Annotated in this window: 13 protein-coding genes; 9 read left to right on the top strand and 4 right to left on the bottom strand. The window is 30.8% G+C overall.

The features are described from left to right. Nucleotides 1-23 precede the first annotated feature (23 nt). Nucleotides 24-1,208, top strand: coding sequence for a glycosyltransferase family protein (locus tag T1L09_RS07990; RefSeq protein WP_322550430.1), 1,185 nt, complete (start codon nucleotides 24-26; stop codon nucleotides 1,206-1,208). Here the strand turns inward: T1L09_RS07990 and T1L09_RS07985 are convergent. The 3 genes from T1L09_RS07985 to T1L09_RS07975 are packed head-to-tail and all read right to left on the bottom strand — an operon-like array spanning nucleotide 1,146 to nucleotide 4,493. Then, nucleotides 1,146-2,393 (bottom strand): O-antigen translocase, encoded by a 1,248-nt coding sequence (locus T1L09_RS07985; protein ID WP_322550429.1) that lies wholly within the window; start codon nucleotides 2,391-2,393, stop codon nucleotides 1,146-1,148. The two genes, T1L09_RS07990 and T1L09_RS07985, sit on opposite strands and share 63 nt — an antisense overlap. Before the next feature lie 43 nt (nucleotides 2,394-2,436). Then, a complete protein-coding gene (locus T1L09_RS07980) occupies nucleotides 2,437-3,516 on the bottom strand; it encodes a DegT/DnrJ/EryC1/StrS family aminotransferase (protein WP_322550428.1) in 1,080 nt (359 codons plus the stop codon). Beyond that, on the bottom strand, nucleotides 3,513-4,493 hold the full coding sequence (locus tag T1L09_RS07975; RefSeq protein WP_322550427.1) for a GNAT family N-acetyltransferase: 981 nt from the start codon (nucleotides 4,491-4,493) through the stop codon (nucleotides 3,513-3,515). The genes T1L09_RS07980 and T1L09_RS07975 overlap by 4 nt, the downstream gene beginning before the upstream one ends. A gap of 112 nt (nucleotides 4,494-4,605) precedes the next feature. Between T1L09_RS07975 and T1L09_RS07970 the strand changes: the two genes are divergently transcribed. Continuing rightward, nucleotides 4,606-6,393 carry a T9SS type B sorting domain-containing protein gene (locus T1L09_RS07970; protein WP_322550426.1) on the top strand — a complete coding sequence of 596 codons (1,788 nt, stop codon included), beginning with the start codon at nucleotides 4,606-4,608 and terminating at the stop codon, nucleotides 6,391-6,393. A 2-nt stretch (nucleotides 6,394-6,395) separates the two neighbouring features. Here the strand turns inward: T1L09_RS07970 and T1L09_RS07965 are convergent, their stop codons facing one another. Then, entirely contained in the window at nucleotides 6,396-7,136 is a 741-nt protein-coding gene (locus tag T1L09_RS07965) for an RDD family protein (RefSeq protein ID WP_322550425.1), read from the bottom strand. 20 nt (nucleotides 7,137-7,156) lie between these two features. Here T1L09_RS07965 and T1L09_RS07960 point away from each other — a divergent pair, with 20 nt between their 5' ends. The 7 genes from T1L09_RS07960 (at nucleotide 7,157) to T1L09_RS07930 (ending at nucleotide 14,595) form a co-directional block, all read left to right on the top strand. Beyond that, nucleotides 7,157-8,134 (top strand): stage II sporulation protein M, encoded by a 978-nt coding sequence (locus tag T1L09_RS07960; RefSeq protein WP_322550424.1) that lies wholly within the window; start codon nucleotides 7,157-7,159, stop codon nucleotides 8,132-8,134. Further along, nucleotides 8,118-9,056 carry a hypothetical protein gene (locus tag T1L09_RS07955; RefSeq protein ID WP_322550423.1) on the top strand — a complete coding sequence of 313 codons (939 nt, stop codon included), beginning with the start codon at nucleotides 8,118-8,120 and terminating at the stop codon, nucleotides 9,054-9,056. Before T1L09_RS07960 ends, T1L09_RS07955 begins: the two co-directional genes overlap by 17 nt. Beyond that, nucleotides 9,046-9,753: a DUF4129 domain-containing protein gene (locus tag T1L09_RS07950; RefSeq protein WP_322550422.1), complete on the top strand. Its 708-nt coding sequence runs from the start codon at nucleotides 9,046-9,048 to the stop codon at nucleotides 9,751-9,753. The genes T1L09_RS07955 and T1L09_RS07950 overlap by 11 nt, the downstream gene beginning before the upstream one ends. Nucleotide 9,754: 1 nt before the next feature. After that, nucleotides 9,755-10,942, top strand: coding sequence for a DUF4350 domain-containing protein (locus T1L09_RS07945; protein WP_322550421.1), 1,188 nt, complete (start codon nucleotides 9,755-9,757; stop codon nucleotides 10,940-10,942). After that, nucleotides 10,942-11,952 carry an AAA family ATPase gene (locus T1L09_RS07940; RefSeq protein ID WP_322550420.1) on the top strand — a complete coding sequence of 337 codons (1,011 nt, stop codon included), beginning with the start codon at nucleotides 10,942-10,944 and terminating at the stop codon, nucleotides 11,950-11,952. Before T1L09_RS07945 ends, T1L09_RS07940 begins: the two co-directional genes overlap by 1 nt. A 78-nt stretch (nucleotides 11,953-12,030) precedes the next feature. Then, on the top strand, nucleotides 12,031-13,311 hold the full coding sequence (locus tag T1L09_RS07935; protein WP_322550419.1) for a DUF58 domain-containing protein: 1,281 nt from the start codon (nucleotides 12,031-12,033) through the stop codon (nucleotides 13,309-13,311). Nucleotides 13,312-13,596: 285 nt separating this feature from the next. Next, on the top strand, nucleotides 13,597-14,595 hold the full coding sequence (locus T1L09_RS07930) for an adenine-specific methyltransferase EcoRI family protein (protein ID WP_322550418.1): 999 nt from the start codon (nucleotides 13,597-13,599) through the stop codon (nucleotides 14,593-14,595).

The following is a 14,595-nucleotide window of genomic DNA, read 5'->3' as shown; positions in this document are numbered from 1 at the left end:
CATTTACAATTTAGAAATACAATATGAAAATACTTTTAGTTGGCGAATATAGTCGATTGCATAATTCTTTAAAAGAAGGATTGCTTGTACTTGGAAATGAAGTAACAATTGTAGGAACCGGAGATAAATTTAAACAATATCCTGTTGATTTTTCTATCTATGCCAGCATTTGCAACGACAATAAAATAGTGAATTTTATTTTTAAAAGTATTCGAAAAGTAACTGGCTTTGATTTTGAAAAAATTGAAAAAGCCATTCGATTTTATGTGCATTTGCCAAAATTTAATGACTTTGATCACGTTCAATTCATCAATTCGGATGCTTTAGAAACCTATCCCATTCTATCTCGCTTCTTGTATAAAAAGCTTTTAAAAAATATCCCAAGTAGCAGCTTGTTGATTTGCGGAGACGAAACACCTGTAATCGATTATTTACTTGAAAAGGAATTAAAAGATTCAATTTTAACCCCATTTCTAACTGATAATTTATTAAAGAAAGAATTCCATTTCCCTTTAAAATATAGAAAAGTTTCTTACCGGAAAACGTTTAACTGGTTGTCCAAAAATTGTCAACATTTAATTACGTCTGATTTAGATTATGAAATTCCGATGCAAAAAATGGGCTTTCAAACTACTTTTATTCCAAATCCTATAAATGTAGATTTGATAGCATTTAAAGAATTACAAATGGATGATAAAATCGTAATTTTTTTAGGTATAAATCGCTTAAGTTATGCTAGAAAAGGAATTATTTATTTTGAAAAAGCATTGCAAATTATTCAAGAAAAATATTGTGCTAAAGTGGAAATTATTATCACAGAAAACATTCCATATAGCGAATATATTAGCATTTATAACAGTGCTCATATTTTGTTAGACCAAGTATATGCAAATGACCAAGGTTATAACGCATTGGAAGCGATGGCACAAGGAAAAGTAGTTTTTACTGGAGCTGAGCCCGAATTTTTGGCACATTATAACCTCCCGGAGGATGCAGTTTGCATCAATGCTGTTTCTGATGCGTACGAAATAGTAAAGAAACTTTCGTTTTTAATTGAAAATCCTGATATAATAAGTGGAATTTCAACAAACGCGAGAAGTTTTATAGAAAAAGAACACGATTATAAACTTGTTGCGAAAAAATATTTAGCTATTTGGTCGGAGAAAAATAAACTTTCGAAAGTAAACACAAAGCACAATAAAATATAACACATTAGTTAGACCATAAGCCATAACTGCTCCGTTTGCATAATATATTGGAATCAACAAATAACTCAATAGGAAAAGCGCTCCAAAAGAAATAATTTCGGTAAAAAAATAAACTTTTACTATTTTTTTATAATAAAAACGGATTCCTAAAATTAAAGACATTGCTCTGAAAAAATCGCCAATCATTTGCCAAAAAAACAAATCGGAAACCGGAAGAAAACTTTTATTTAACAAAAATTGAATCGTTAAATTTCGAGAAAGATAAAGCACTATTAATCCTACTAAAAAAACAGGAATAATAGTTTTATAATAATTGAATGTAACAGTTCTTTCTGAGAAACTGTCTTTGTTTTTTGATAATTCAGGTAAAAAATAAAATGTAATTAACGAAGAAATAAAAAGCATATAAAATCCTGAAATTCGCAACATAGCTTCATAATATCCTGCAGCTTCTAAACTAGCCGTTTTACAAATTAAATTCCGAATAAAAATATAAATCATAGCGCCTATTGTAGCTGAAAAAAGCGTCATCAAACCTAGGGGTAGTAAATTTTTTAACTTCTGAAAATCGATCTTGTTTCTTGATAGGATTTCATTTAAAGTAAATAGTTTTTGAAAATAGCTTCCAGAAAATAAAAACTGGAAAAAGGAAAGAGCAGAAATTGAAATTAAAGCACCATAAACTCCAAATTTCCACATTAATATTAAAGAAATAAACAAACCCAGCAAAGTGCTATAAATGGTAATTTTTATAACTTTTTTATACAAACTAAACCCATTTATAATCGCAATAAAGAACAAATGAAACACCTGAAAAGGCAAGAAAAAAGCAACAAAATATAAAATATAATAGTAATTGTAATTGCTCCCAAAAATTTGATTTCCGAAAAATGAATTTCCAAAAACTAGAACCAAACATAAAGCCAAAACTACATAAAAAAGCGACCAAAATACATTGGCAACAAATTGAGTGGCTTCCTCTTTTTCGTCTTGATAATTTGCAACGGTTTTTACAATACCATTTTGCAACCCTAAGATTCCAATATTTTCAATAATGGTAGTGAAATTTCTTAAATTCCCCATCAAAGCCATTCCCGAAGGTCCAATAAGATAGGCTATCGCTTTGGAAGAAACAAAACCTGTAATTACTCGAGCTAAAATAGCCAAACTGTTTAAAGAAGACACTTTAAATACTTGATTCTGAAAAATTTTCTGGAAAATATTCAATTTAATACAAATTTAAAATGGTGCAAATCTTTTCAATTTCAACAGTTGTTAGCGTCGAATTCAACGGAATACTCAACACTTCCTTATGGATTTTTTCGGTAATTGGAAACGATAAATGATTCCAATCGGCCAACGCTTTTTGTTTGTGTGGCGGAATTGGATAATGAATCATCGAATCTATTCCATTTTCTTTTAAATGCGTTTGCAAAGCAGTTCTGTTTTCGGTCCGAATCACAAATAAATGAAATACGTGATTATTAGTTTCGTCCCAGAAAGGTAAAACTAGCTTGTCATTTTTAATTTGAGAAAGAAATATTTTTGCTATCGCTCTTCTTGTAGTATTTTCCTTATCTAAATGCGGAAGTTTTACATTCAAAAAAGTCGCTTGCAGTTCATCTAAACGTGAATTGACCCCAATAAATTCATTCTCATATTTGATTTTTGAACCATAATTTCGAAGCGAAAACAATACGTTTGCAACTTCAGCATCATTTGTTGTAATTGCACCGCCATCGCCTAAAGCACCCAAATTTTTACCCGGATAAAAGCTGTAAGCAACTGTGTTTTTACTTTTAGAATCTACTCCGTGAGCCTGAGCACCATCTTCGATTACAAGCAAATTATGTTTTTTAGCAATAGCATTTATCTGGTCCATTTCGCACAATTGTCCGTATAAATGAACAGGCAAAATAGCTTTTGTTTTTGAAGTAATTTTAGCTTCAATCAACTCCGGATTTATGTTATACGTTTCTAATCTAGGCTCCACCAAAACCGGAACTAAATCAGCTTGTAAAACAGCCAAAACACTTGCGATGTAGGTATTTGCTGGAACAATTACTTCATCTCCTTTTTGTAGTTTTCCTAAATGAATGTAAGCTTTAAAAATCAACACCAAAGCATCTAAACCATTTCCTACTCCAATACAATGTTTTGTGCCGCAACAAGATGCAAAATCAATTTCAAATTGCTTGACTTCATTACCTAAAATATACCAACCACCATCTAAGAATTGCTTCATCTTTTTTTGAAAAGCAACTTCAAAAGGTTGGTTTAATTTTTTTAAATCTAGGAATGGTATCATAATAATACGTTTTCTAAAAGTGAATAATTTTTGGTTTCTATTTCGTAGAAATTTTGAACAATTGTCCGAGCACCAAAACCTTCTTTCCAAAATTGAACGCCCCTATTAATATTTTGTCCTTGATTTTCGTTGGAAGGTCCAAGATCAAAATACTTTTTATGAACAAAAATTTCATTGATTAATTTTGAATATAAAAAATCTAAACTTCCCAATGCATTCGTTTCGGAATTACCAGAAATATATTGCGAATGAACCACATTTTTAGTTTCAAAAACTGTCGTTCCAGCAATAATTTTATTGTTGAAATAGACATTAAATTGTCGGATATTATTTGGAAATTTAGCTTTCAAACCCATAATTTCTTCTAATGAATGTACCGGATTTGTATTGTATTTTTGTTTTAGATTCGGAATTAAAACTTGATTCCAAAATTCCTCAAGATTCTCTTCTTCTATAACAACTAGATTATTTTTAATTCCTTTATTAATTTCTTGCTTTCTACTGTTCGAAAATTTATAATTCGAATGCAAATCGATTACTGATAAACTATCTTTCCGCACTAGTTTGGCATTTAAAATAAAACTCAAATAATCTACTTCATCCGAAGGAAAATCGCTGTAAATAGAAGGAATTTGCTTTAAATGTAATTTAGTAATTTCATTTTTATCTAAAAAAAACAGCAAACCATTTACCATTTCAATTACTTCCTGCAATTTTGTTTTTTGATGTAAAACTAATCCACCATAAGTTAAACCTTGATGCGAAAAAAGCGTCTCTTCTACTCTATTTGCGGGTAAAATAGCTTTCAAGTTTTGCTTTTCATCAAAAATAAGCAAAGAAAAATCGTGAAATCTATCCGAATGATATTCCATAAAATCGCGATGAAATAAAAATGTAGCATTTTTTGCATTGGCTACAAATTCATTCCAAATTACAACATCTTCCGATTGGTATTGTTTAACGATATACTTTTTCAAACCTTCTATTTAAAGTGGAAAATTACTAATTTTTTACTGGATAGGCTTTCAATATTCCATAATTTAAAAAAAATATAGTAAATTGGATCCATAAAATCTCAATTTCAACAAGTTGAAAAGAATAATTTGCCTTATTTTTCTCGTTCAAATCTTGTCTTCTACTTCCGCAAGAAGTCAGAATATTTCACTTTATGAACAAGTTAATGGTCGTTATGATTTCACTTTTGTAGGAAATACTATGAATAGTGCCGAAAATAATCCGTCACCTTTTTTGGTAACGGGAACTTCTTCTTCGGCCGATTTGAATTTAAATCCGGATGATACCTTACTAAAAGCCTATTTATATTGGGCAGGAAGTGGCGATGGCGATTTTGAAGTTGAATTAAATGGAATACCAATAACACCCGACCGAACATTTAGCCATTCTAGATTTTATGCTCCTTATAATTTTACTTATTTTAGTGCGTTCAAAGACATTACGACAATGGTTGCAGCGACAGGAAATGGCACTTATACTTTATCTGAATTAGATATTTCCCCCTTTGAAATGCTGCATTATAGTCGGAAAACCAATTTTGCAGGTTGGGCAATTTTAATCGTATACCAAAATGATGCACTTCCACTAAATCAATTGAATATTTATGATGGTTTACAAGGTGTTCCTGATAATTTACAAATTGATTTGACAAATTTATATGTGCTAGACAATAGTGGTGCAACGGCTGGTTTTATCGCTTGGGAAGGCGATTCACAATTAGCAACGGAGACATTTACGGTTAACGGAGTTGTTTTAAGTAATGCTTCAAATCCAGCAAATAATGTGTTTAATAGTACAAATTCCGTTACAGGTTCAAATACTTTATTTAATATGGATTTGGATATTTATGACATTGAAAATTATATTGAAGTTGGTGATACGCAAGCCACAATTAAGCTTTCTTCATCCCAAGATTTTATTATGATTAATACTGTTGTAACGAAATTAAACAGTCAATTACCCGATGCAACAATTGTTTTAGAAGATTATGAAACATCTTGTAATTCGGGAACCATCGAACTAAATTATACGGTTTACAATATAAATAGCACTGAATTATTACCCGCTGAAACTCCTATTTCTTTTTACATTGGCACCCAATTAATTGGCACTTCTGCGACTCAATTTGATATTTTAATCGGCGGAAATGAATCCGGAACAATCACATTAAATCTTCACGCTGAAACACCTGAAATTTTTACGCTTTTAGCGGTTGTAGATGATCTTGGAAATGGAAATGGCATCGTAACCGAATTGAACGAAAACAATAATTCAAATACTATTCAAGTTACGCAATGGTTGTCACCAAAATTCAATGCATTGCAAGATTTAATAAGTTGTAATTTAGGATTTACCAAAGCTATTTTTGACTTTTCAAACTATGAAGAATTAGTGAAGTCAGATGAAAATCACACCGTTTCCTTCTATAATTTTTTGGATGAAGCTATAAATGAAGTAAATCCGATTTCAAATACCAATACTTACGAGGCTTTTTATACACCAAAAGAAATCTTCATTCGAATTGAAAATGAACATTGTTATGCTATAACTTCTTTTAGATTACTATCAAGAAACTGCCCACCAATAGTTTATAATTTTGTTTCAGCAAACAATGATGGTTCAAATGACGGCTTTTTTATTGATGGTTTACGTGATATTTTTGTGAATTTTAAAGTCGAAATTTACAACCGTTGGGGAAGACATATTTGGACCGGCGATCAAAATTTACCCGATTGGAACGGTTATGTTGCGGAAGGAATTGGAAGTAAAAAAGCTCCAGCAGGAACATATTTCTACATTCTCTATCTGAACGATGTCGATTATTCACAACCATTAACGGGTTATTTATATCTTACGTATTAAGATTACATATTTTGGGTATAAAAATTATAATCTTTTAAAATAGTACGAATAAAATCTTGATCATTACCCGATTGATTTTTGATTCCGGTAACCGAAAGTACTTTATCTCGAAGTTTTATGATAGTTACATAATCTCTAGTAGAGGCTGCTGTTTCAAAAGTTTCTTTAATAATTCGGACATCATTATCCGATAATTTAATAACCAAAGGATAAGTCGGCACATAATCTGAATTTATATCTTGGATTATTGTATGATTGATGTTAATCTTATTCTTCAAACTAATTACAGCAGTTCCGGCAGCCATATCTCCTAGACGTTGGTTTTTGCTACTTGCAATTACAGCAATTAAGGCGATAATTCCGTTTCCAATCATAATTTCTACTAAACGAAACAACCAACGCACCAAATAATCACCAAAACCCGCTTGATAGCCGTCTAATTTAATAACTTTCGTTTTCATTATGCGTTTCCCGATGGTTTGTCCTTCAAATAAAGATTCCTGAATAATAGTGTAAAACATTATTGGCGAAAATATTACAAGATAAGCAGCCATTGTTGACCAATTGTCTAATGCATTAATTGCAGCTTCTAATCCACTTTGACTTAGAATAACACCAACAACTATCGCATAAGCTATCATCACCAGAATATCAAGTAGTTGCGCTACAATTCGATCGCCTACAGAAGCCGCAGTAAAATTTATATTAACATTTTGTGTCGTATTGATGGATAATTGTGTCATATTTTATATTTTAGCCTCAGATGAGAGAAATTGCATTTATTAAGCAAAATAAAGAAAAATGGCTTGAATTTGAACAAGCAATTTTTGGTAAAACTAAAAAAAATCCGGATGATTTAGCTAATTTGTACATACATTTAGTTAATGATCTTTCGTACGCACAAACCTATTACCCTAAAAGTAAGACGGTTGTTTACCTGAATCACTTAGCGGCTCAAACGTATCAGAAGATTTACAAGACCAAAAGAACGGAAACAAATCGAATAAAACATTTCTTTTTAACCGAAGTGCCACTTTTAGTTTATGAATATCGAAGATATATTTTATACGCTTTTCTACTTTTCGGAATTTTAACGGCCATTGGAGTTGTTTCCGCTAAGAATGATGCCAGTTTTGTTCGTTTAATTCTAGGCGATCAATACGTAAATATGACGTTGGAAAATATCGAAGAAGGAAATCCGGTTGCAGTTTATAAATCGGGAAGTAATTGGGGAAGTTTCATAGGAATTACGCTCAATAATTTACGCGTTGGAGCACTTTCTTACTTTTTTGGCATTTTTCTGGGTGTTGGAACCTTTTACATCTTGTTGAATAACTGCATTATGTTAGGTTCATTCCAATACTTTTTTTACCAAAGAGGAGTTTTTTGGGAAAGTGTCAGAGGAATTTGGATTCACGGTTCTATGGAAATTTTCGCAATTGTTATTGAAGCTGCCGCTGGATTTATATTAGGAGCCAGTATTTTATTTCCAAGAACATTTTCTCGGATGAATTCTTTTAAAATTGGTTTTAAAAACAGTTTCAAAATCTTCTTAAGTACGATGCCTTTTACCTTTGCAGCAGGTTTTTTAGAAGGCTATATTACCAGGTACGCAATGGAAATGCCAACCTATTTAAGCGTTGGAATCATACTAGTTACACTTTCCTTAATTAGTTTTTATTATTTAATTTATCCTTTTATCGTACATAACAAAACCAAAAAATATGTTTCAACTTTATAAAAAAAGAGATTTTAGTTCGTTAGTTGGTGCTACTTTTAACTTTTTTAAGTTGGAAGGAAAAAACTATTTCAAAAACTATTTCATCATCAACGGAAGTTTATTATTACTTTTAGTTGTTATCATCTATTTCTTCGCTAATATCTTTATTAAAGGTGCTTTTGCGAATCTTCAAACGGGTAACGAGGCAAATTTTATAAATGAAATGTATAGTAATTTGGGCTTATTCATAGGCCTTGGAGCTTTAATGCTATTACTTATTATTATTATTTCAATGTTAAACTATGCATTCCCATTAGGCTATCTAAAGCTGATGGAACAAAATAAAGAACGAAATTTCGAAAATCTTATTCACTATTTCAAAAGTAAATTAGGCCGAATTATAATTTTCTTTTTACTTTCTATCATAGTTTTATTTCCGTTGCTTTTCTTTGTAATGTTTCTTACTTTTCTATCTGTTTTTATCATTATTGGAATTCCTTTATTGTTTTTATTAATCCCAACAATGACAAGCTTTACTTCCCTTTTCTATATTACTTATATTTCGGAGGAAATTGGTTATTTTGAAGCTTTTGGAAAGGCTTTTAATATGTTAAAAAAGAACTATTTTCCTATAATTGGGGCAACATTTGTTATGTATATGATCATCCAAGTTACTTTGGGAATTTTTACGATGATTCCTTATATTATTGGGATGATATTCCTGTTTTCAAATCCAGAAGCTATCGAACAAAATGCAGAAAATAGTTTTTCTATTATAGCAATAATACTAATCGCAATTGTCATCATTTCAATCCTTTTCAATTACACATTACAAAATTTAATGCTTATCAATCAAGGAATTACTTATTACAGTTGTAAAGAAGAATTAGAAAATGTAAACCTTAACAACAGCATCGATTTAATTGGAACGGATGAAGCGTAAATTATTTCCATATTCCATTTTATTTTTCTTCGGAAATGCAATTGGCTTCTCGCAAGTGCAATCAGATACTATTTTTCATAACACGGGAAAATTTGGAAATTTAAAAGAGAAATATTCCGGTAACGATTTCAACTATATAGAAAGAACTAAAGTCGACACTTCAGCTTGGGATAGATTTTGGAGTGCCGTTGGTCGATTTTTAAGCAATCTATTCGATTTCGGAAATGGTGCAAAAGCATTGAGTGGTATTGAAATTCTAATGAAAATTATCGCTATTCTAGTCATTATTTTTGTAGTTTATCTCATCGTGAAAGTTTTAATAAACAAAGAAGGCGGATGGATTTTTGGAAAATCGGCAAAGAAAATAACTGTTTCAGAAATTACTGAAGAAGACATTCATTCGATGGATTTCTACAGTTCAATTACTAAAGCAAAAAAAGAAAACAACTGGCGATTAGCAACGCGATATTACTATTTATGGTTGCTGAAATCTTTTTCGGACAAGGATATTATTGAATGGGATATTGAAAAAACGAATGCCGATTATTTGAATGAAATTTCAAATTTGGAACTTAAAAAAGAATTTCAGTTTTTATCGTATGTCTATGAATACAGCTGGTATGGCGAATTTGATTTGACCAAAACCGATTTCGAAAGAACCGAAACTACTTTTCAAAAATTAATCGCAAGTAAATAAAATGCCAAAAAGTTTAAAAATATATTTATTCCTTTTAGTACTAATTTTTGTTGGTATTATTTGGGCTGATGCTACAAAAGATAAACCAATCAATTGGAGCGAAACCTATTCAATAAAAGATAAAATTCCTTTTGGGATGTATGTTTTCGACCAAGAACATAAAAATTATTTTAATACGCAAGAAGTAAAAAAGTTTAGCGAAACAGCTTATGAATATTTCGATAATAAATACAATCAAGAAGATTCAACTTATAACGTAAATGGAACCGTTTTATACATCGATAAAAAATATGCCATAGATGAAATTTCTGAAAAGGAATTGTTTTATTTTGCAAGTCACGGAAACGATGTGTTTTTGAGTACTTCCAATCTATCGCAATCAATGGCAGATTCTCTAGGTTTTGAAATCGGATACAATAATAATTTTATTGATTCGCTTCAATTCAAAACGGAATTGTTCGATAAACCAGATAATTTCTATTTTAAAAAAGGAGTAAACAATGCCTATTTTTCAAAAATCGATAGTACAACGACTTCAGTTTTAGGAACGCAAATCGATCCCAAAGGAAAATCAGAAACAAATTTTATTAGAGCTCCCTACAAAGGCGGTTTCTTCTATTTGCATTTGCAACCGGTAGTTTTTACCAATTATTATCTGTTGGATAAAAATATTAAATATGCCGAAGATGTCTTAGCTCCTATTCCTAGTGAATCAACAATTTATTGGAATGTCAATCAAGCAGAAGGCGTTTCGAATTCGCCAATGCGTTATTTATTGAGTCAACCGGCTTTAAAATGGGCTTGGTTTTTAGCTTGGATTACCTTTATCATTTTTATGTTTTTCAACGCGAAAAGAAGACAAAGAGTTATCCCGATTATCGAACCGTTGAAAAACACAACAGTTGATTTTACAAAAACCATTGGAAATCTCTATTATCAAGAGAAAAATCATCAAAATATTGCCGAAAAGAAAGTTATTTTCTTCTTGGAAAAAATCAGAAATGAATACTATATTGATACCTTTAATTTAGATGAAACGTTTATCAACAGACTGCATCAAAAAACGGGAAGCAATAAAAAAGATATAGAAGAAGTGGTTTTCTTAATTAAAAAAATCAGAAATCAAGGACAAACCACTGAAAAAGAATTAATTACTTTTAACAATTTACTAGAAAAAATCAACATATAATGGAAGATAATTTTGAAAATACAACTGAACAAAACGAAAACGTAAATTTCGAATCCCGTTTAAATTTACAACCGTTGCAAGAAAACGTTCAAAAAGTAAAAGCCGAAATCGGTAAAGTAATCGTAGGTCAAAGCAAAATGATTGACCAATTATTAGTCGCTGTTTTATCTAATGGACACGTTTTACTAGAAGGTGTTCCTGGTGTGGCAAAGACAATTAGTGCAAAACTTTTGGCAAAAACCTTATCGCTGGATTTTAGTAGAATTCAATTCACGCCCGATTTGATGCCTTCAGATATCATTGGAACATCCATTTTTGATTTGTCGAAATCGACTTTTGAATTTAAAAAAGGTCCGATTTTCTCTAATTTCGTTTTAATTGACGAAATCAATCGTGCTCCTGCAAAAACTCAAGCGGCTTTGTTTGAAGTTATGGAAGAACGCCAAATTACAGCAGACGGAACAACCTATATTTTAGAAAAACCGTTCTTAGTAATTGCAACTCAAAATCCAATTGAGCAAGAAGGAACGTATCGTTTGCCCGAAGCTCAATTAGACCGTTTCTTGTTCAAAATAACAATTGACTATCCAAATTTAGAAGAAGAAATTCATATCATTCAAAAAGAAAATGAATTACAAAGTCGTAATAAAATGGACACAATTGCTACCATTATTTCGCAAAGTAATATCATCGAATTTCAGGAATTAGTCAAACAAGTATTAATTGAGCCGAACTTAATTGAATACATTGCAAAAATTGTGTTGAATACGCGTGAAAATGCCTTTTTATATTTAGGTGCTTCGCCAAGAGCTTCGATTGCGATATTGAATGCTTCTAAAGGTTTTGCCGCTTTAAGAGGAAGAGATTTCGTTACGCCAGATGACATTAAAGAAGCGGCTATTCCGGTTTTGCAACACCGTGTTTTAGTTACTCCTGAACGTGAAATGGAAGGAATAACAAGTACTGAAATCATCAAACAAATTGTAGATTCTGTAGAAATTCCGAGATAAATACTTACGTTTTAATTCAAACTAATGATTCGATTTTTCAAACAACTTTACCTCAATAATTTCCTGTTTTATTGCCTTATGGGAATCATATTCCTATTTGTGGTAGCGGATTTTTTTCCGATGCTATATAATGGCGTTTGGTATTTGTTGTATCTTTTGATCTTATTTACAGCGATTGACATTTTACTGCTTTTTGCTTCTAATAAAAAGGTAATTGGCCTCCGAAATATGTCGGAAAAGCTTTCAAATGGCGATGAAAACGAAATTAGTATTGCATTAAACAATCAATTTACGTTTGCCGTTTCGGTAAAAATAATTGACGAAATTCCGTTTCAATTTCAACAGCGTAATTTTGAGGTGAAACGAAACATTAAACCCAAAGCAAAAGACGATTACCGCTATTTTTTAAGACCAACCGAACGTGGAGAGTATCTTTTTGGAAATTTAAATCTGTATGTAACTTCACCACTTCGGTTAATTAGCCGAAGATTTACTTACGATAACAATCAAATAGTGCCCACTTATCCATCGTATATGCAATTGCGTAAATACGATTTGATGGCTTTTTCTAATAATTTATCCCAATATGGTTTAAAAAAGATTAGAAGAATTGGCCACACAATGGAATTTGAGCAAATCAAGGAATATGTGCAAGGCGACGATTTGAGAACCATCAACTGGAAAGCTACGGCGAAGAAAAACCAATTAATGGTGAACCAGTTTCAGGACGAAAAATCGCAAAATGTGTATATGGTAATTGACAAAGGCCGCGTAATGAAAATGCCATTTAACGGATTGAGTTTGTTAGATTATGCCATTAACGCCACATTAGTTTTGTCCAACGTAATTCTAAAAAAACAAGATAAAGCCGGAATTTTAGCATTTTCCAAAAAAGTAGAAAATCGTGTAGTTGCCGAAAAAAGACAAAGTCAAATGCAACTCATTATGGAAAATTTGTACAATGTAAAGACTGATTTCTTTGAAAGTGATTTCAGTCGTTTGTATGTTGACATTAAGAAAAACATCAACCAAAGAAGTTTGATTATGTTGTATACCAACTTTGAAACGTTGGATGGTTTACACCGACAACTTCCCTATTTAAAAGGAATCGCGAAGAACCATTTGTTAGTTGTAGTGTTTTTTAACAATACCGAATTAAACGAATTAATACAGAAGAAAGCAGAGAATGTTCAAGAGATTTACGACAAAGTAATTGCTGAAAAATTTGTTTTCGAAAAGCGTTTAATTGTCAATGAACTAAGAAAATATGGAATCTATTCCGTTTTAACACAGCCCGATCAATTGACTTTAGATACCATAAATAAATACTTAGAAATCAAAGCAAGAGGGATTTTATAGTGCTATAATTTTACCGATGACAAAGAGCAAAATAGCTGATTTTGAAAATGAAGTTGTTAATTACATTATAGTTTTCTTTTTTCTCAACTACTACATTCACTTTTAAAAACAAGTTTTGATCTTTAGCAATTAGTTGTAGGCAATACTCGAGCTACACGAAACGCAGAGAAAAAAACATAAGAAAATGTGTTTTGAAATTTCAAAACACATTTTTTTTACTACAAAACTAAAAGTGGAAAATTCATATTAAAAAGCTATTTTTGTAAAACAACAATAAAAAATTAAATGGCAAAATCTTCAAATACAAATTTACGAAAAGCGGAAGGAGCTAAAAAAGATGAATTCTACACACAATTATCAGATATAGAAAAAGAATTAAGACATTATAAAGACCATTTTAGAGGTAAAGTTGTTTTCTGCAACTGTGATGACCCACGCGTTAGTAATTTTTTTCACTATTTTTCTTATAATTTTGAAAATTTAGGGTTAAAAAAACTCATTACAACTTGTTATAAAAATCAAGAAAGAGATTTATTCAGTGAAAATAAATCAGAAAAAGCAATTTATTTAGAATACAACGGTGATAAAAATGGAGATAAAATTCCAAATCCCGAAGAAATTGGTATAAATTATTTGGAAGGTGATGGCGATTTTAGAAGTGCAGAAAGTATTGAGCTTTTAAAACAAGCAGACATAGTTGTAACTAACCCACCTTTCTCTTTATTTAGAGAATATGTTAGTCAATTAATGGAATATGACAAAAAATTTATAATTATAGGGAATATGAATGCTATAACTTATAAAGAAATATTTAGCTTAATAAAATACGACAAATTATGGCTTGGTGCTTCTCTGGACGGTAGAAATATTTGGTTCAGAATACCAGATGAATATGAAAAATTCCATAAAATTGAGGATGGTGTAAAATATGCTTTTGTTGCAAGTACTGTATGGTTTACAAATTTAGATTATAAAAAGCGACACGATGATATTATATTATATAAAACATATGAAAATAATGAATCAGATTATCCTAAATATGACCATTATGACGCAATAAATGTTAATAAAACAAAGGAAATTCCAATGGATTATAAAGGTCTAATAGGTGTTCCAATTACGTTTTTAAATAAATTTAATCCTGACCAATTTGAAATTGTTGATGGTTTAAATAGATATAGTATTTTAGATGGACCAACAATTGAAACAAGAGGTAAATATTTAGCTCAAGTTAATGGAAAACCTTGTTACGTTAGAATTGTTATACGAAATAAAAAATTATAG

The organism is Flavobacterium psychraquaticum, from assembly GCF_034497725.1.
GTDB classification, from domain to species: domain Bacteria; phylum Bacteroidota; class Bacteroidia; order Flavobacteriales; family Flavobacteriaceae; genus Flavobacterium; species Flavobacterium psychraquaticum.
Note: the sequence above shows the minus strand (reverse complement) of the source record. Positions and strands in the feature narration are given on the sequence as shown.